Raw genomic sequence first — 18346 nt, forward strand, 5'->3', positions numbered from 1 at the left:
CAGCCACCCGAACATTCTGATCGCGTGATGCCACCCGAGGAACCACCTGGGCGGCATGTCACGAGAGGGCGAACGTTGCCTGACGCGGCACTAGCGTTATAGCTGGGTGGCCGTGCGGATCAGCTTGGCGAGGGCGAGGGAGCGACTGTGCGCGGGCCAGGCGATGTGGGTGACGACGGGGGGTGCGTCGGTGATGGGGACGGCGGTGTGTTCGGCCCATAGCCAGGCGCGGGCGGAGTCGATGAAGACGGCCGTGGTGCGTCCGAGGGCGATCAGCTGGGCCAGCTGTGTCTGGTCGTGGATCTCGGGGCCCGGGCCGGGTGTGTACGTGCCGTGGCGGGCCCAGCGGGCGAGCGGAAGGTCGGGGATGTCGGTGACGTCGGCCAGGGACAGAGTCTTGTGCGCGGCGAGGGGGTGCCCGGCGGGCAGGATGGCGATCTGTCCCTCGGTCAGCAGTTCCTGGCTGTCGAACCCGGCGAGGGAGTTGTACGGCGCGTGCATGAGCGCCACATCAGCGCGGCCGTCGCGCAGCAGCTCTCCCTGTTCACACATGCCGCTCGGCAGCACCTCGATCTCGGCGGCGTCGGGCTCGGCCGCGTAGGCGTCGAGGAGCTTGTGCAGCAGCTCGTGCGACGCGGCAGCCTTCACCGCCAGCACCAGGCGGTTGCGGGGACCACCCGCCGACCGTCGACCGGCACGTCGGGCACTGTCCGCCAGCAGTAGCCGTGAACACGCCCCGACGCCTCCACACACCGGGCAGACCGCGGTCTCCTTCGGAGTCCTCGCCCTCACCACGACCCGCTCGCCCTCGTCGACCACATCCTCGATGACCAGCGGGGATATCCACGAGAACACCATCTGCACAAGCTCGTTGACATCCATCACACCGATACCAACGACGCGCCAGCACTCCGCGTCATCACCGAATGTGAGACAGAGCCGTTTACCTGACAGTCCGCCGGATGCTCCTGGAACCGCGTGGTTCATACCGGTTCGGGGCCGCCCCCAAGCGGTCCCGAAGAGGTGCACGACGTGTGTCAGTACTGGTTGAGCGGCAGGGCGATGTCAGTGACCTGCTGCCGGCCGGGGAACGCACCCCGGCTGGTGGCCTTGCCGGTCAGAATGTTGACCGCGTAGAGGCCGTAGCCGTTGCCGGCGTTGATGGCCGCGAAGCCCTTGTCGGTGCCGGCCTCGGCGTCGTAGTAGATGTCGAACCCGGCGTCCGGTCCCGCGTTGACACCCAGGATCTAGGGAGGTGTTGCGACGATCACTAGAACTCAAGCTCGCCCGCGCTCCACGACGAAGCGGTCGGTTCATGACGAAGACCAGGGCACGCCGAGCCCGACAGCATCAAGTCGCCTCCCGCAGCGTCGCGCACCCAGGGTGCACGGCATCGCGGAAGGCGACCAGTTCGGTCCGGCTCACATGGGTGTGAGGACCGTGTCGATGATGTTGACCGTGGCGTTGGCGGTCTGGACGTCGCCGCAGACGATCTTCGCCGTGCCGTTGACGGTGAAGTTCTCCCCGGATCCGGCCGTGGTCAGGGTGCCCCCTTCGAGCGACTTGAACGATCCGGAGCCGAGTTGGTTCGGCGTGATCTTCTCGCCGACCACGTGGTAGGTGAGGATCTTGGTCAGTTCAGCCCTGTCGGCGAGGATCTTGTCGAGGTCGGCCTTCGGGATCTTCGCGAAGGCATCGTTGGTCGGTGCGAACACGGTGATGCCCTTGGCGTTGTTCAGGGTGTCGACCAAGCCGGCCTTCTTCACGGCGGTGACCAGGGTCGAGAGGGCCGGGTTGTTGGACGCCGCAGTGGCCACGGGGTCCTTCGCCATCCCGGCGAGGCTGCCCGACCCCTCCTTGGGCACCGACGCACAGGCGGGACCGTACGGGTCGGCCTGCTGGGAGCCGGCGAATGCCGGGGCTGTCACACCCAGGGCGATGGGGAGTGCGAAGGCTGCTGCTGCGATCGCTGCGCTGCGACGGACGTGGTGCGTGTGCGTACTCATGTGTCCTCCTTCTGGAGGCGGGCCTTGCTGCGGATGCCCCGCCGCGGAGCCCGTTCGCCCCCGAGGCGACGGTGCGAGAGGGAGAGATAACGTCTGTGGCCGGTACTCGGGTGCAGACGGTCTGCGCCCTCTACCGCTCATTCGTTGCCGTGGGGCACATCGGTTGCTGGATGAAGCTACGAAAAAAGATTCCATTAGCCTTTGATCGAACTTTGGACCTATTTGCGAATAAAGAACCATTTCTGCGGTTCGCCCATCCTTTTCTCCCCCGGCGTCGAATCACGGTCATGGCGCCCGGCCTCTGCCGACGCCGCCCCGGCCCAAACGAAGCGGTGACGTGCCGGACCCGGCCGTGGACCTGCGAGGGAGCCGTCGTGATGAGAAGACCCGCAGAAAGCCCTTCCCCCGCCCCGCGGGCACCGTTTGCGGACAGCCGTGTCCCCGTCGCGCCGGACACCGGCGTGGAGCACCTCTACGCCCGCATACTTGCAGACGTCGTACACCTCGACCGGGTGTCCGCCGAGAGCCACTTCTTCGACGAACTGGGCGCCGACTCGATGGTGATGGCCCGCTTCTGCGCAAGGGTGAGGAAGACGGAAGGCCTTCCGCCGGTATCGATGAAGGACGTCTACCGGCATCCGACGATCGGACGTCTGGCCGCCGCGCTCGCCGTACCCGACTCCGTTCGCACGCCGACCACGGAACCGCCGATGCCGCAGCCGTCGAGAGGAGCAGCGCACTACGTACTGTGCGGTGCGCTGCAGCTGCTGACATTCCTCGGGTACTCCTGCCTCGTCGCACTGGCCGTTGTTCTCGGCTACGAGTGGATCTCCGCCGCATCAAGCCCGGCCGACGTGTACCTGCGGTCAGTGCTGTTCGGTGCAGCCGTCCTGCTGTGGCTGTGTGCCTTCCCAGTCCTGGTCAAGTGGGTGCTCATCGGCAGGTGGCAGCCGGGCCAGATCCGGATCTGGAGCCTGCGTTACCTCCGGTTCTGGGTAGTCAAGACACTCGTCAGGTCGGCTCCGCCGGTGCTCTTCGTCGGATCGCCGCTGTACGTGCTGTACCTGAACGCGCTCGGAGCGCGGATCGGCCGCGGCGTTGCCGTCTTCTCGCGGAACGTGCCGGTGTGCACCGACCTCCTGATCATCGGTGACGGCGCGGTGATCCGGAAGGACGCGTACTTCACCTGCTATCGCGCGCACGCCGGCATGATCCAGACGGGCCCGGTCTCCGTGGGGAGGGACGCGGTTGTCGGTGAGGCCGGCGTCCTCGACATCGGGACCGCGGTGGGAGACCGCGCCCGGCTCGCGCACGCTTCTGCACTGCACCGGGGCCAGGTGGTGCCGGACGGTGAACACTGGCACGGCTCGCCCGCGCTGCGGACCGAGACGGGCTACCCGGTGGTTGCCCCGGCCGCCTGCGGCACCCGGCGCCGGGCTGCGCACAGCATCCTGCAGGTCCTCGCTGTTCTGCTCGTCTACCTGCCGCTGTCGTTCGGCGGTGTGGGCCTGCTGCTGGCCGAGGCCCCGCAGCTGGCCGCCGTCCTGGAACCGGGACCCACGGCGCTGACGGCGTGGACGTTCTACGCCGAGGCGCTGGCGGCCTCGCTGGTCCTCTTCTTCGGTGCGATCCCGCTGGGCATCCTGCTGATCGCAACGGTGCCCCGCCTCCTGTCCCGGGCGATCACCCCGGGCACGGTCTATCCCCTGTACGGCTTCCGGTACGGGGTACAGCGGGTGATCACGCTGATGACCAACCGGCGGTTCCTGACGCGCCTGTTCGGTGACAGCTCCGGCATCGTCCATTACCTGGGTCGCCTCGGGTACGACCTGTCCCGGGTGGAGCAGACGGGGTCGAACTTCGGGACCGAGGTCAAGCAGGACTCCCCGTACCTGAGTTCGGTAGGCAGCGGCACGATGGTCGCGGACGGGCTCTCCATCAACAACGCCGAGTTCTCCAGCACGTCCTTCCGGGTGTCCCGGGTGTCAATCGGCGCACGCAATTTCCTGGGGAACCGGATCGCGTACCCTCCGGCCGGCAGGACAGGCGACAACTGTCTCCTGGCGACCAAGGTCATGGTGCCCGTGGACGGGAAGACCAGGGAGAACGTGGGACTGCTGGGCTCACCGAGCTTCGAGATCCCCCGGTCGGTCCAGCGGGACAGCAGCTTCGACCGGCTGACGACCGGCGGAGCACGTCGGAGGCTGCTGGCAGGCAAGAACCGGCACAATGCCGCCACCATGGCGTGGTACCTGGGCGTGCGGTGGCTGTACTTCTTCCTGGTCAGCCTCCTCTTCGCGGCCGCCGCGGAACTCTACGACCTGCTGGGCGCGGCGGTGGTCGCGCTGGCGAATGTAGTAATCCTGATGTTCACGGCCTTGTACTTCGTCGCCGTCGAACGCGCCGTCACCCTCCGGCACCCGCCTGGTGCGCTGTTCTGTTCGATCTATGACCTGCGTTTCTGGCAGCGCGAGCGCTACTGGAAGGTCCCGTCCGAGACGTACCTGCGGTTCTTCAACGGCACCCCGTTCAAGAGCCTGGTCTGGCGGCTGCTGGGCGTCCGGATCGGCACCAGGGTCTTCGACGACGGCTGCTCCCTCACCGAGCGGACGATGGTCACTCTGGGCGACGGCTGCACCCTCAACGCCGGCAGCGTGGTCCAGTGCCACTCGCAGGAGGACGGCGCCTTCAAGTCGGACCGCACCACGGTCGGTTCCGGCTGCACGCTGGGCGTCGGCGCCTTCGTCCACTACGGGGTCACCGTCGGCGAGGGCGCGGGACTCGCCCCGGATTCCTTCCTCATGAAGGGCGAGCACGTGCCCCCGCACGCGTACTGGGGAGGGAATCCGGCCCGGCAGACCAGCCGGCAGAGCAAGGTCTGACCGTGCATCCGAAGCCGAGAAGGTGAGAACGATGGGAACGCCCGAGACCACGGACCCCGAGACCACCGCCCCTGGGACGACCGACGCGGAGTTCTGGCGCAGCATGCTCACCGCGGGCGGGTTCACCACGCTCCCTGGATGCAGCCGTACGCCCTCCCCGGAGACGGCCGAGCATGAAGCGGAGATCCCCGACGACCTGGCGGCGGCCCTGCTCCGACTCGCACACGACCTCGGAGTGTCGTTCTCCTCGGTGGTGCTTTCCGCGCACCTGAAGGTCCTTAGCGCCCTCTCCGGGGAAGGCGAGGCAGGATGCGGCTACATCGCCGTACTGGACGGTTCTCCGCTCCCCAGCCATCTGACCACCGGCTCCTCCTCCTGGCGGACGCTCCTGCTGGCCGCCCACCAGGCCGCGTCGGCGATGACGGCCTACCACGACTTCCCCGTCGCTGCCCTCCGCGACGAGCTGGCCCTGCCCGACTCCCCGCCCGCGGCCGTGTTCGATCCGTACGGTTCAGACAGCCCTCTCGCCGCGGGTACGGCGCTCCGGGTGGAACTGACGGCCCGGGGCCGCCGGCGCCTGCTGCGGCTCCGGTACCGCACGGAGGTGATCGACAGGGAGTGCGCCGGGCGGATCGCCGGGTACCACCTCACCGCACTCGCGCTGATCGCCGACGACCCGGATGCGGCGCCGGGACCGCAGAGTCTGGTGGGCGCAGCTGAGGTGCATCACCAGCTCACGGCACTGGCCGGGCCGCGCCGGGACCTGCCGGACCTCAGGGTCCACGAGCTGTTCGCACGGCGGGCCCGCGCCCACCCGCACACCGTCGCGGCCGTGCAGGGCGAACAGCACTGGACGTACGGGGAACTCGAAGCCCATGCGAACCGGCTGGCCCACGCCCTGCTGGCACGGGGGCTTCGCCGGGAGGATCCCGTGGCCGTGGTGAGCGAGCGCAACGCCGGCTGGATGGCCGCAGTCCTGGCGGTCCTCAAGGCCGGCGGGGCGTACCTGCCCATCGAACCGCACTTCCCGGCCGACCGGATGACCACCATGCTCGTCCGCTCCTCGTGCCGCTACGCGCTGATCGAAACCGGCAGCACCACGACGTTCGACCGGGCGCTGGACACGCTGGCAGAGGTCCGCACCGTGGCCATCGAGACCGCGTGCGACGCCACCCTGCGCGCCGACGACCCCCGTGTCCTCGTCCCGGCGGACTCCCTCGCCTACATCTACTTCACCTCCGGCTCCACCGGTGAGCCCAAGGGTGTGATGTGCGAGCACGCGGGCCTGCTCAACCATCTCTACGCCAAGATCGACGACCTGGGTATCGGTCCGGGGCAGAGCGTCGCCCAGACGGCACCGCAGTGCTTCGACATCTCGCTGTGGCAGCTGCTCGCCGGGCCGCTCGCCGGCGGGCGGACCCTGATCGTCGAGCAGGAGGCGGTCCTGGACATCGAGCGCTTCCTCGACACCCTCGTCTCCGGCCGGGCCGGTGTGCTCCAAGTGGTGCCGTCCTACCTGGACGCGGTGCTGACCGCACTGGAACGCAACCCCCGGCATCTGCCGGACCTGCGCTGCGTGTCGGTGACCGGCGAAGCCGTGAAGAGAGAGCTCGTCACGCGCTGGTTCGCGAACCAGCCCGGCATCAGGCTCGTCAACGCGTACGGACTCACCGAGACCTCCGACGACACCAACCACGAGATCCTGGACCGCGTCCCCGACGGCGCCGGACCGATCCCGCTGGGCCGGCCCATCGGCAACGTGCACGTCTACGTGCTGGGCCCCGCCCTGGAGCCGGTACCCCTCGGTGCTCCCGGAGAGATCGTCTTCTCCGGGATCTGTGTCGGCCGCGGGTACGTCAACGACCCCGAACGCACCGACCTCGCCTTCGCCACCGATCCCTTCCGTCCCGGAAACCGGCTCTACCGCAGCGGCGACCACGGCAGGTGGCTGCCGGACGGCAAGCTGGAGTTCCTCGGCCGCCGCGACAACCAGGTCAAGGTCCGAGGCTTCCGCATCGAACTCGGAGAAGTCGCCCATGCTCTGGCGCGCGTCCCCGGCGTACGCGATGCAGCCGTCGTCCCCGTCCGGCAGGATCCCGGCGGCCCGTACCTGGCGGCGTTCTACACAGGGCCGGCGCCGCTGGCGAGCGGCAGCCTGCGCGACCTGCTGAGGAGCTCGCTACCCCCGTACATGGTCCCCTCGGCCTTCCACTGGCTGGAGCGGCTGCCGTTGACCGCCAACGGCAAGACCGACACGAAGGCGCTGCTCGCGCTCGCCGCGCCGTGCGAGGACGGGCACCGGCACGGGCAGACGGGGACACCGGCCGAACGGCGACTCGCCGCCGTCTGGTCGCAGGTCCTGGGCATCCCCCTGGGCCGGATCGACCGACAGGACCGCTTCTTCGACCTTGGCGGCACCTCCCTGTCCGCCCTGAGAGTCGTGGTCGCCCTGGACCGGGAGATCTCCTTCAAGGACCTCACCCGCCACCCGTGCCTGGCAGACCTGGCCCAGTTGATCGTCAGCCGCGCGCCGTGAAGGCCGAAAGGCAACCGGCGACGAGAGCGAAAGGAAGCACGATGTCCCTCTCCCTTCCCACCCCCTGCCCTGACAGCCGGCTGCAGCCCGGCCTCCCGCCCCTCCTGCACGCGGGCGCCCCCACCGGCCCGGCGGACTGGGCCGCCGAACACCGCGACGCGCTGCGTGCCACCGTCAACGAGCACGGTGCCGTCCTCATCCGCGGCCTCGGGATCCGCGACCCCAGCCAGGTCGAAGAGATCCTCGGCCGACTCGAGGCCCCGCCGGTGACGGAACGGGAGGCCTTCGCGACCCGCAGCGCCTACGCAAACGGCGTGTACTCCTCCGCGCAGTGGCCTTCCGACCAACCGATGTGCATGCACCACGAACTCAGCTACACGGTGCCCTTCCCCTCCCTCCTGCTGTTCGCCTGCCTCAGCGAACCCACCTCCGGCGGGGCCACCGCGGTGGCGGACTCGGCCGAGGTGCTCGACGCACTCCCGCCCGCGGTCAGCGAGCGCTTCGCCCGCGAGGGCTGGCTGCTCGCCCGCAGCTACGGCAACGACATCGGAGCCTCCACCGCGGAAGCCTTCGGCACCGACGACCCACATCTGATCGAGGACTACTGCCGGACCCACGCAATCACGTTCGCCTGGCAACCCGACGGCACGCTGCACACCCGGCAGCGACGCAGCGCCGTACTGCGCCACCCGGCGTCCGGCCGACACTGCTGGTTCAACCAGGTCGCCTTCCTCAACGAGTGGACCATCGACCCTGAAGTACGCGACTACCTCGTTTCCGAATACGGCGCCGCGGCGCTGCCCTTCAACACCTTCCACGGCAACGGGGACCCCGTCTCCCCCGAGACCGTCCAGACCATCAACGCCGTCTACGAGACCCATACGGTCAGCCGTCCGTGGCAGGACGGCGACCTCCTGATCCTGGACAACCTCCGCACCGCCCACAGCCGGGAGCCGTTCCAGGGCCCCCGCGAAGTGGTGGTGGCCATGGGCGGACCGCTGCATCCCAACGACTGCTCCCCGACCAGCGAGGTGACCCTGCCATGACCGCCACCGATTTCGCCGCGACGCAACCGCCCGCTGCCCTGCTCCGCGTACCGCCCTTCGCGGTGGTCTCCGGAACACAGGTCCACCAGGCCCTCCTCGGGCGCGAGAAGCACCTCGTCCAGGTGGTCCAGGAGGCCTACCGGCTGCACGGTGCCGGCCTGACCGTCAACCCTCCGTCCTCGTTCCTGCGGTTTGCGGACCGCCGCTCGGCGCGCATCATCGCGCTGCCCGCATCCATCGGCGGATCCGCACCGGTGGACGGCCTGAAGTGGATCTCCAGCTTCCCGGACAACGTGGCATCCGAGATACCAAGGGCCTCGGCGGTCCTCATCCTCAACGACCCGACCACCGGGTACCCGTATGCCTGCCTGGAGAGCTCCATCATCAGCGCCAGCAGGACAGCGGCATCCGCCGCATCGGCCGCCGACTGGCTCAGCCGCGGCCGCGCCCGCCCGACCCGCATCGGATTCCTCGGAGCCGGACTGATCGCCCGCTACGTCCACACCTTCCTGGCGGGCACCGGGTGGACCTTCGACGAACTCGGCGTCCACGACCTGTCACCCAGCAGCGCGTACGGCTACCGCACCTATCTGGAACAGTCCGGTGCCTGCGGCCGGATCACCGTCCACGCCTCCCCCGAGGACCTCGTACGCGCCAGCGACCTGCTCATCCTCGCCACCGTCGCCGACCGGCCCCATCTGAGCGAACCCTCCTGGTTCGGCCACCATCCGCTGGTACTGCACCTGTCGCTGCGCGACCTCGCCCCCGCGATCCTGCTGGCCTCGACCAACATCGTCGACGACATCGACCACTGCCTCAGGGCCGACACCTCACCCCACCTCACCGAACGGCTCACCGGCAACCGCCGTTTCGTCAACGGCACCTTGGACGACGTGATGGCCGGCCGGATCCCCCTGCCGGCGGACCGGACCACGGTCTTCTCGCCGTTCGGCCTCGGAGTCCTCGACCTCGCCGTCGGCAAGTACGTCTACGACGAGGTGGCCCGGTCCGGCCAACTGAGGGTTATCGACGACTTCTTCCACGAACTGCGCCGCTACGGGTGATCCGCACCTGCCCCGCTCCTGCCCGCAGGCACCCGGCCGGCCCCCAGCCCCCTTGGCGCACGCGAGCAGTCCTTACAGACCCGAGGAGATCATCGTGCACGTCATATCCGTCCCCCACGCCTTCAACGAAGAAGAACTCTTCGTCGACCTGCGGCCGGCCCTCGGGTGCCCGCTCTTCCTCAAGTGCGAAGGGTTTAATTTCGCCGGATCTGTGAAGCTCAAGGCGGCGACCGAAATGGTCGAGGCCGCCGAGCGGGACGGCACGCTCACACCGCACTCCGTGCTGGTGGAATCCTCGTCGGGAAACCTCGGCGTCGCCCTGAGCGTCATCGCGGCCAGTCGGGGGTACCCCTTCATCTGCGTGACGGACTCCCGCTGCAATCTGGCCACGCGGCTCATGATGGAGGCCCTGGGCAGCACCGTCCGCGTCATCACCGACCACGAGTGCGGCGGCAGTTTCCTCGCCGCCCGCCTCTCCTACGTACGGGACCTGTGCCGCGCCGACGACAAGTACGTATGGCTCAGCCAGTACACGAACCCCGCGAACTGGAGAGCGCACTACCGCACCACGGCGCCGGCCATCGCCCGGGGCTTCCCGGAACTCGACGTACTGTTCGTAGGAGCGGGAACCACCGGCACGCTCATGGGGTGCGCCCGCTACTTCAGCGAATGGCGCCGTCCCGTAAAGATCATCGCGGTCGACAGCAAGGGGTCGGTGACCTTCGGCGGCGCACCGGGGCGGCGCATGATTCCCGGCCTGGGCATGAGCGTGCCGCCACCGCTGCTCGACACGTCCCTGGTCGACGAGGCGGTCCTCGTCGACGAGGCCGAGTCCATACGCGCCTGCCGGGCCCTCGCCCGGCGCGGTTTCCTCTTCGGCGGCTCGACCGGAACGGTCGTCAGCGGAGCGACAAACTGGCTCGCCCACCACCCGGACAGCAGTGTCACCGCTGTCGCCATAGCCCCCGACCTCGGGGAACGCTATCTCGACACCATTTACCAGGAGAACTGGGTGAGGGGACTCTACGGAGACGGGGAAGAGGCCGAGCCTATCGGGCCGTACCGAGGCAGGCCGCAAGTGCGCACGGACCTGTGAGGTTCGGCTGGTTGCGGACTCGACCTGGCCGGGGCAGGAGATGAGACTCTCGCAGGGAACACGTCGCAGCATGGGCGCCCTCGTCCGCAACCGCCTCAAACGCCTTCAATACCGGCCCCGCGCGATGCCGGTCCCGCTGTCTGCCTCGGCGGCATCGGCGAGGGCTTCGGCGGCGGCTTCCGCGGCTTTGGCCGCGTCGTTCGCGGCCTGGACCGCCAGGTCGTCGGAGGACGCCTGGCGCGTTGCCGCGGACTGGGGGAGGACTTCGCTGAACGCTCGGGTGACATCCTGTAGTGCGGAGGTAACCTCGCCGGGAATCACCCAGAAGGTGTTGCCGGGCCCTTGCGCGAGCTGGGGCAGCATCTGAAGGTACTGGTAGGCGAGCAGCTTGGGGTCAGGGTCGTTGCGGTGGACGGCCTGGAACACCTCGTCGATGGCCCGCGACTGGCCCTCCGCCTTGAGGATCTCGGCGGTCCGGTTGCCTTCCGCGCGAAGGACGGCGGACTGCTTGTCGCCTTCCGCGGTGAGGATCTGGGACTGGCGCTGCCCCTCGGCTCCCAGGATGGCGGCCCGCTTGTCCCGCTCGGCCCGCATCTGCTTCTCCATCGCGTCCTTGATGGACTGTGGCGGGTCGATGGCCTTGATTTCGACCCGGTTGACCCTGAGTCCCCACTTGCCGGTGGCCTCGTCGAGAACACCGCGGAGCTGGTTGTTGATGGTGTCCCGCGAGGTCAGGGTCTTTTCCAGGTCCATGGATCCGACGACGTTGCGGAGCGTGGTGACCGTCAGCTGTTCCACCGCCTGCAGAAAGTTGGCGATCTCGTAGGCCGCCGCGCGGGGGTCGGTGACCTGGAAGTACAGGACGGTGTCGATCTCGACGACCAGGTTGTCCTCCGTGATGACCGGCTGAGGCTTGAAAGAGACGACCTGCTCGCGCAGGTCGATCACCGGGTAGACACGGTCGACGTACGGGATGACGACGTTGAGTCCGGGTTTCAGAGTGCGGTGGTAGCGGCCGAGCCGCTCGACGTTGCGGGCGCGAGCCTGGGGGACGATGCGTACCGCCCGCACCACGGTGAGCACGGCGAGCACCGCGACGAGCAGGCCAGCTATAAGGAACGCGGAAATTTCCATGGACTCACTCCCGGGGGTAGACGAGCGCGGTGGTGCCCTTGATCTCGATGACGTCGACGGTCGTGCCGGGAGGGATCACCAGCGTCTCGTCGTAGGCGCGCGCCGTCCATTCCTCGCCGCCGATACGGACCCTGCCACCCAGGTTCGACACCTCCGACGTGACGAAGGCGGCCCCGCCGACCAAGGCGTCCACGCCGAAGCGCTCGCCTGGCGGTGGAGAAAGGCGACGGAGGGCGACCGGGCGTACGAAGACCACTGCGGCCGTCGATACGACCGCGAACACCAGGAACTGCCAAGGCAGGGGCAGGCCGATAGCGGCGGACACGGCTGTGACCAGTGCCGCGCCGCTGAGCAGCCCCAGCGCGGCGGTGAGAGTGATGATCTCCGCCGCGCCGAGGACCAGAGCGGTGATCAGCCAGATCAGCCACGGATCCATGCCCTACGCCTCCGGCGAGTCGACAGCTGTCAGAAATCCTGACTTTTGTGACTTTCTACCCGCTATGTCGGCTGGGAATCCGCTCCGTAGCCGTCCGGCAGGTGTGGGTGGCTGGAGTCCGGGAGCGGGTGGATCGGTCCGCTTTGCTCCTGCGGCCCGGTCACCCTGTACGTGCAGCATGAGGGGCAGGATCGTCCTCATGAGCCAAATGCAGGGCTCGGATCACCGGACAACCGCCACGTACGGCCGGACGGCGCCAGCGACGGCACCGTTGCAGCCCTTGGCACGCTCTCTGAGGCACTGGAAACGGCGGAGCGCTGCTGACGGTCTCACGATCACGCGAGCCGGGACAGCCGACGGACGGGACAAAACCACGCCTTCGACCGCGCCGGACTGGCTGGCCGGCTTCCGCCCCGTTGCTTGTCTCGGCGCCCTGCGCGTCGTCGGCGTACGCAGGCTCGCGGGCCAGCCGCCGTACTCGCCGCCGCCCGCTGCGACCACGGCCCCGAAGCCGTCCGTGACACGCACGGTGACCAGTCCCCTGGTGGGGTCGGGCGCGCTCGAACTGGCCGTGGGGCCGGCGGCGGAGGGCAGCGTGTTGGGTGTCATCGGCTCGCTGACGCTGACCGATGCGGATGTGGGGGGAGACATCCAGACCGTGCGTTTCCTGAAGAACGGTGCGGACTACGAACTCTCCTACGAAGTGGCCATGCACATGACCGACCACCGCTCGCGACCGCAGTAGCTCGGCCGTCGGCCCCGGACATCGTTCCAGGCGGGAACGGAGCGCCCCCGGTCCGCTACTCACGCTCGAACATACTGCACCTCTCGTCGCCGCCCACCTCGCCTACGCCACCGCCAGCGCTGGACGAAACGAGAGAGCCAGTGCTCGGGCACTGGCTGTGCAAATGAGCCTCGCTCTCACTCGTGCCCCCTAGGCAGACGTTCATCCACGTCACCGCCGCGCTGGCGGCGCACCACGTATGTGATCTCGACGCCCGTACTGCCCTCTCAGCCCGGCCGCGTCCTCCCGGTGCGCCGCTGGTCGCTGACGTCCCGCAGCCCGCTGCGCCCGTGCCGGGTAGATCAGGACAGCTTCCGGGTGGACCACCGATGGAGTACTCACCTGGCAGCCGTGATCCGTGCCAGGGTCTCTGGTCGCGACGGTCGCCCACGTTCTTCGTTCTTCTCCACCCAATTGCCGCAATACGTCATGGACTGCCCCCTAGGGGGGTGTCGGCAGCGTGCGAAGTCAGCCGCGCCGGTTGCCTCAAGCCGTCACTACTTCGGAGTCACACCCGTGATCAGGTAGCCTCCGGAACCACTTGATCCGTTTCGCTGCTCGCCCCCCAACAGGAGGACTCATGCCTGCCCCCGTCGCCGCCACGACCGTCGCCCTCCAGAGAGGCAGATCAAGTGGCTCCTTCCACGGCATGCTGCGAGGCGGTGACCGCATGTACAACTCCGCCGGACGCTCGCGGCCGAGTCGCATATCGACAGGAGGAGCGCTGGTCTCTTGAAATTCCGGATCGGACGCCCGACGCACCCGCCCATACACCCGCACCCGGAGGGCCCCGCCCCCCACACAGCTCCCGCCCAGGCCGCCACCGTCAGCGAGCCGGCCACCGCCGAGCCGCCGCTCTCGGCCCACGAGACAGCGCTCATACGGGCTTCCGTCTCCGTCGTGGAGCCGTTCGCCGCGGACATGACGGTCTATTTCTATGCGATCCTCTTCGCCCGCTACCCCGAGGTCCGTCCGATGTTCCCTCCGGGAATGGACGCCCAGCGCGGCCGCCTGCTGCGCGCGCTGCTGCGCATCGTGGACCTGGTCGACGACCCGGAGAGTCTGGTCAGCTTCTGCGGCCACCTCGGTCGCGACCACCGCAAGTTCGGCACCCTCAGCGCGCATTTCCCCGCCGTGGGCGAGTGCCTCCTCGCTTCTCTGGCTCGCTACGCCGGTCCCGCCTGGACCGCGGACATCGCCGCGGCCTGGACCAAGGCGTACGGTGTGGTCGCCGACGTCATGATCAGCGCTGCCGAGCAGGACGAGGCGCAGCGGCCTGCGGTCTGGCCCGCCACAGTGGTGCACAAGGTCCTGCGCGGACACGGCATCGCCGAGATCACCGTACGGCCCCACATGCCGTACCCGTACGCGGCCGGGCAGTACGCCAGCCTCGAAACTCCGTGGTGGCCCAAGCAGTGGCGCTACTACTCTCCCGCCAACGCACCCCGTCCGGACGGCACCGTCACCTTCCACGTGCGCGCGGTGAGCGGCGGATCGGTCAGCGACGCACTCGTACACCGTTCTGCCGTCGGAGACGTGCTCCACCTCGGCGCGCCGATGGGGGACATGGTGCTGGACGCCGCCGTCCACAGCGACCTGCTCTGCGTGGCGGGCGGCACCGGTCTCGCACCGATCCGCGCGATCGTCGAGGAAGTGGCCCGTCGTGGCGGACGGCACCAGGTCGATCTGTTCCTCGGATCCCGTACCGGCGCCGAGCTCTACGGGGTCGACGACATGCTCCGGATGGCACAGCAGCACCACTGGCTGTCCATCAGGGGCGCCGTCTCCCACGAGCACATCCCCGGCATCCGGGGATCCCTGCCGCAGGTTATCGCCGAGTACGGCCCGTGGTACCAGCACGACGTCTTTCTCAGCGGACCGGCCCCGATGGTGGTCTCCGCCAGCAGGACGCTCACACAGCACGGCACCTTGCCCGACCGCATCCACCACGACCCCTTCGAGACCCCCGTCCTGTCCGCTTCCTGAGACACACACGTGCCGAACCTGCCAGGAGAACGCCCCGTGACCTTCCCCCCACCCCCTTTCGGATCAGCAGGTGAACACCGGCTGCAGCAACACATGGGCAGCGCCGACCGCGCCGCACGGTTCTACGACCAGCAAGTGCACCCCCGCCTCACGCCCGAGATGCGGGAGTTCATCGGCCGCCAGAGCATGGTCTTCCTGGCCACCGCCGACTCCCGTGGGGAATGCGACGCCAGTCTCCGGGCAGGTCCGCCCGGCTTCGTGCACGTTCTGGACGAACACACCCTGGCCTACCCGGAGTTCCGAGGGAACGGCGTGCTCGCCAGCGCCGGCAACATGACGGAGAACCCCCATCTCGGCATGCTCTTCGTCGACTTCACGCACCACCACGTCGGCCTGCACGTCAACGGCTTCGTCCAGCTCCACCTCGACGCCGATCTCCGCTTGACGCACCCCAGCCTGCCCCACGACATCGCGCCGGGGCGCGCCCCTGAGATGTGGGTCCACCTCACCGTCGAGGAGGCCTACATCCACTGCTCCAAGTACATACCGCACCTGGTGCCAAGCCCCCGCTCCAGCCACCCGGCCGACCGCCCGAAGGACGCGGACTACTTCACCGCGCGGGCAGCGCCGGGTCCAGGCTCTGCCCGGTGACCAGCAGAAATCCCGCAGCGCAGGGCCTCGTAGACGCGGGCCTCCGTGTGGGCGGGCGCGTGCCGGGGCCTGCGACCGCCGCCCCTGTCGCTTTCGCCGATCTTGTTCGTCCATGAACACGTCCCGCGGGACGTGGGGATCTGACGAATGGCCGTTGGGCCCGGCTTGAGCCGCTACTGCCGCGCGGCATCAAGCCGGGTCGTCCGCGGGTGTGGACACGGCGGCAGCTGGTAAGGACGTTAACGTCGACTCCACCGTTTGCAGGGCCCACCAGCACGCCGCCGGAGCGGCGCAAAAGGGGGGACTGAGGCTGATCCTTTGGAGTGGACACTCTGACAATGGATTGTGATGGTCCAGGGAGGGGTGTCCAGGTGGGGCGCAGGTCTCCGTATTCGGAGGAGTTCAGGAAGGACGCAGTCGCGCTCTTTCGGGCCGCGGCCGGGAAGCGAACGTACGCCGCCAGGCTGCTCAAGGCCGAGCAGGAGTGGCGGCTGGAGCGCGAGATCCTGCGCCGGGCAGCCGCCTATTTCGCTCGGGAGGTGAAGTCAGACCCCGCCGCTGGGACTTCATCTCCGACAACCGCTCCGACTTCGGCGTCAAGCGGAGCGGGCGGGTGCCCGGGGCGTCCCGCGCCGGCTACTACCGGCATCTGGCCACCGAGCCGGCCCGCGCCGAGCACCATGGCGCCTACGGGGCTCCGCGCGTCCACGCCGAGCTGCGGGCGAGGGGGCGGAGGATCAACCGCAAGCGCGTCACCCGGCTGATGCGGACCAACCACATCGTCGGCCGCCACCTGCGTGGGAAGAAGCGGACCACGATCGCGGACAGGGCCGCGGCGCCCGTGCCGGACCTGGTGATGCGCGACTTCACCGCGGACACGTTGAACACCAGGTGGTGCGGCGACATCACTTACACAGCCGTCGGCTCGGTGTGCTCGCCGCCTTCGATGGACTGGGGGTCGCCGACAGTGCTTTGTTCCTGAGTGACAGAGGGCCCTGGCGGGAAGACGGCCGGTCCGAGCGCCGGGAGAAAGCTCACTGGTAAGACGGGTCTTCCCACGGGCCGATGCTGCGAGAGCGCACCGGTTCGATGAAACGTGGCGCGGCGCTGTGCGGGTGCTTGGGGCCCCAATTGGTAGCCGTGCCCTCCATGACGACACGGGCGTCGGAGGTGTACCAGTCCACGAGGTCGCTGTCGGAGCGCACGATCCAGGTGCAGCCCAGTTCCGGGTCGGCGGTGAAGTCGCCGTGCCGGATGAGCGCGGGGCGCCAGAAGTACGTTCCGGGCCACATTTTGCCGTAGTTGTAGTCGAAGGCGCCCTTGAGGCAGTACGCCTCCTCGGTGCACGGGTGGTGGGCGAGCGGCTCCTCGCGCCAGCCGGGCTTGGCCTTGATCAGCCTGCTGTAGAAGCCGGTCCTCTCGTCCCGGTGCAGCATCTTGATGTAGAGGCCCGGTACCGGTGTTCCGCCGAGGTCGAAGCGCATCGGGCTGCCGTCGCGGACGTCGACCCAGGGCAGCTCCGATGTCTGGAGCACGACCAGCTTCTGGTCGGGGCGCAGGCCCTCCCGGTCGGCGTCCGCGGGATCGAAGCGCCAGTCGCCGGCTTCGCGGAACAGCAGAATCTCGGTTCCCGCCCCGGCCGTGACGGCGGGAGTGTGGACTCCGGCCGGGGCTGTCCAGAAGCCCTCGGGGCCGAGCACGCTGTCTCCGACGGTGACTCGTCCGCGCAGGACGTACCACTCGGTGGCGGCGTGGTGGACGCCGGCCGGCCGCGACCAGTCGGTGGTGAAGCGGACCTTCAGGGACGCCGAGCCGTCCTCCTCGTCGTAGCTGAGGTTGCGCTGTTCCGCGATTCCTTGCGCGTGTTCGAACTCCCCCGTGTGCCAGATCAGATCGCGCTCGTCCACAAGCTCCACATGCGGCCGCATGACGGCTCCTCCCGGGTCGATTTCCGATGCAGAACGTAGCGCTAACACGAATGCGATACAAGATGTATCGTTAACCAGGTGTCGCAGCCCGGACGCCCCAAGGGGCCCACCTCCGCAACGGAGACCGTCGTCCTGACCGCAGCCCTGCAGCTGTTGCTGACCGAGGGGGCGGAGGCCCTCTCCGCGCAGCGGCTACACGTCGCGACCGGGGTCGCACGGTCGACGATCTACCGGCACTGGCCCACTCCCCGCGCCGTGCTGGCGGCGCTGATCGAGGTGGCTCCGCGGCGCGTGTCCTCCCCCACGGGAGAGGTCCGGGCCGATCTGCACACCGAGGTGGACGCGTTGTGCGACCGGTTGCGCGACAAACCGGTCAGCGGCTTCCTGCACGCCATCGTGGCGGCGGCGGCGGGGGACGACGAAGTGGCGGCGCTTCGGCGCCGGTACGTGGAGGACCTCTTGGCGCCCTTCCGTACGGCGCTGGCCCCCGCCGGTCTCACCGACACCGCACGGGAGGACGCGGTCTCCGCGATCGTCTCGCCCCTGCTGCTCGACTCGCTCCTGCTGGACCGGACGGCGGCGCGCGGACGCGCCCACCGGATGGTCGACGCGCTCCTCGACGGCGGCGTACCCGGGCAGGCGCCTTCGGCCTGCTCCGGTACGCCGGTCGGGCGGGGCGGGCCCCCCCGGGGGGGGGGGGGGGGGGCCCCGCCCGGGCCGCGACCGGGGAGGAGCCCCAGGCCGGGTGGATGGGGGCCGCCCCGCCCGCGGGCACCGACGGCCGGGCCCCGGGGGCC

The 18346-nt window shown here is 69.0% G+C and carries 15 protein-coding genes and 1 pseudogene; 10 read left to right on the top strand and 6 right to left on the bottom strand.

The genetic code is table 11. The annotated features are described in order from the left end of the window. Positions 1-96: 96 nt before the first annotated feature. From ACFWTC_RS36390 to ACFWTC_RS36400, 3 genes are all read right to left on the bottom strand, one after another. On the bottom strand, positions 97-882 hold the full coding sequence (locus tag ACFWTC_RS36390; protein WP_384075027.1) for a LysR substrate-binding domain-containing protein: 786 nt from the start codon (positions 880-882) through the stop codon (positions 97-99). Between the two features lie 155 nt (positions 883-1037). Further along, positions 1038-1247 (bottom strand): DUF4394 domain-containing protein, encoded by a 210-nt coding sequence (locus ACFWTC_RS36395; protein ID WP_383931944.1) that lies wholly within the window; start codon positions 1245-1247, stop codon positions 1038-1040. 174 nt (positions 1248-1421) lie between these two features. Continuing rightward, entirely contained in the window at positions 1422-2006 is a 585-nt protein-coding gene (locus ACFWTC_RS36400) for a fasciclin domain-containing protein (protein WP_384028790.1), read from the bottom strand. A 377-nt stretch (positions 2007-2383) separates the two neighbouring features. On the opposite strand from ACFWTC_RS36400, the gene ACFWTC_RS36405 reads away from it, so the two are divergent. The 5 genes from ACFWTC_RS36405 to sbnA all read left to right on the top strand — a co-directional run bounded on the left by ACFWTC_RS36405 (position 2384) and on the right by sbnA (position 10630). Further along, positions 2384-4888 carry a Pls/PosA family non-ribosomal peptide synthetase gene (locus tag ACFWTC_RS36405; RefSeq protein ID WP_384028792.1) on the top strand — a complete coding sequence of 835 codons (2505 nt, stop codon included), beginning with the start codon at positions 2384-2386 and terminating at the stop codon, positions 4886-4888. Between the two features lie 31 nt (positions 4889-4919). Next, positions 4920-7424, top strand: coding sequence for an amino acid adenylation domain-containing protein (locus ACFWTC_RS36410; RefSeq protein ID WP_383931922.1), 2505 nt, complete (start codon positions 4920-4922; stop codon positions 7422-7424). Between the two features lie 41 nt (positions 7425-7465). Further along, positions 7466-8470: a TauD/TfdA family dioxygenase gene (locus tag ACFWTC_RS36415; RefSeq protein WP_383931924.1), complete on the top strand. Its 1005-nt coding sequence runs from the start codon at positions 7466-7468 to the stop codon at positions 8468-8470. Beyond that, positions 8467-9534 carry a 2,3-diaminopropionate biosynthesis protein SbnB gene (sbnB, locus tag ACFWTC_RS36420; RefSeq protein ID WP_384028794.1) on the top strand — a complete coding sequence of 356 codons (1068 nt, stop codon included), beginning with the start codon at positions 8467-8469 and terminating at the stop codon, positions 9532-9534. Before ACFWTC_RS36415 ends, sbnB begins: the two co-directional genes overlap by 4 nt. A 94-nt stretch (positions 9535-9628) precedes the next feature. Further along, positions 9629-10630, top strand: a complete 1002-nt coding sequence (sbnA, locus tag ACFWTC_RS36425) for a 2,3-diaminopropionate biosynthesis protein SbnA (protein WP_383931928.1) — start codon at positions 9629-9631, stop codon at positions 10628-10630. 105 nt (positions 10631-10735) lie between these two features. On the opposite strand, the gene ACFWTC_RS36430 is transcribed toward sbnA, so the two are convergent. Continuing rightward, positions 10736-11764, bottom strand: coding sequence for an SPFH domain-containing protein (locus ACFWTC_RS36430; protein ID WP_383931930.1), 1029 nt, complete (start codon positions 11762-11764; stop codon positions 10736-10738). 4 nt (positions 11765-11768) lie between these two features. Beyond that, positions 11769-12200, bottom strand: coding sequence for an NfeD family protein (locus ACFWTC_RS36435; protein ID WP_383931932.1), 432 nt, complete (start codon positions 12198-12200; stop codon positions 11769-11771). A 199-nt stretch (positions 12201-12399) separates the two neighbouring features. Between ACFWTC_RS36435 and ACFWTC_RS36440 the strand changes: the two genes are divergently transcribed. From ACFWTC_RS36440 to ACFWTC_RS36455, 4 genes and pseudogenes are all read left to right on the top strand, one after another. Further along, entirely contained in the window at positions 12400-12945 is a 546-nt protein-coding gene (locus ACFWTC_RS36440) for a hypothetical protein (RefSeq protein ID WP_384028796.1), read from the top strand. A 771-nt stretch (positions 12946-13716) separates the two neighbouring features. Continuing rightward, positions 13717-14970, top strand: coding sequence for a globin domain-containing protein (locus ACFWTC_RS36445; RefSeq protein ID WP_383931936.1), 1254 nt, complete (start codon positions 13717-13719; stop codon positions 14968-14970). 93 nt (positions 14971-15063) lie between these two features. After that, positions 15064-15621 carry a pyridoxamine 5'-phosphate oxidase family protein gene (locus ACFWTC_RS36450; RefSeq protein ID WP_384028798.1) on the top strand — a complete coding sequence of 186 codons (558 nt, stop codon included), beginning with the start codon at positions 15064-15066 and terminating at the stop codon, positions 15619-15621. Positions 15622-15992: 371 nt separating this feature from the next. Further along, positions 15993-16549, top strand: a pseudogene (locus tag ACFWTC_RS36455) (IS3 family transposase); the annotation flags it as partial. A 106-nt stretch (positions 16550-16655) separates the two neighbouring features. Here ACFWTC_RS36455 and ACFWTC_RS36460 read toward each other — a convergent pair. Further along, entirely contained in the window at positions 16656-17549 is an 894-nt protein-coding gene (locus ACFWTC_RS36460) for a DUF4437 domain-containing protein (protein WP_383931940.1), read from the bottom strand. A 78-nt stretch (positions 17550-17627) separates the two neighbouring features. Here ACFWTC_RS36460 and ACFWTC_RS36465 point away from each other — a divergent pair. Further along, positions 17628-18346 (top strand): TetR/AcrR family transcriptional regulator (locus ACFWTC_RS36465; RefSeq protein ID WP_384075030.1); only part of this gene is annotated, 719 nt, incomplete at its 3' end.

Source organism: Streptomyces sp. NPDC058619 (genome assembly GCF_042717785.1).
Lineage (GTDB): Bacteria > Actinomycetota > Actinomycetes > Streptomycetales > Streptomycetaceae > Streptomyces.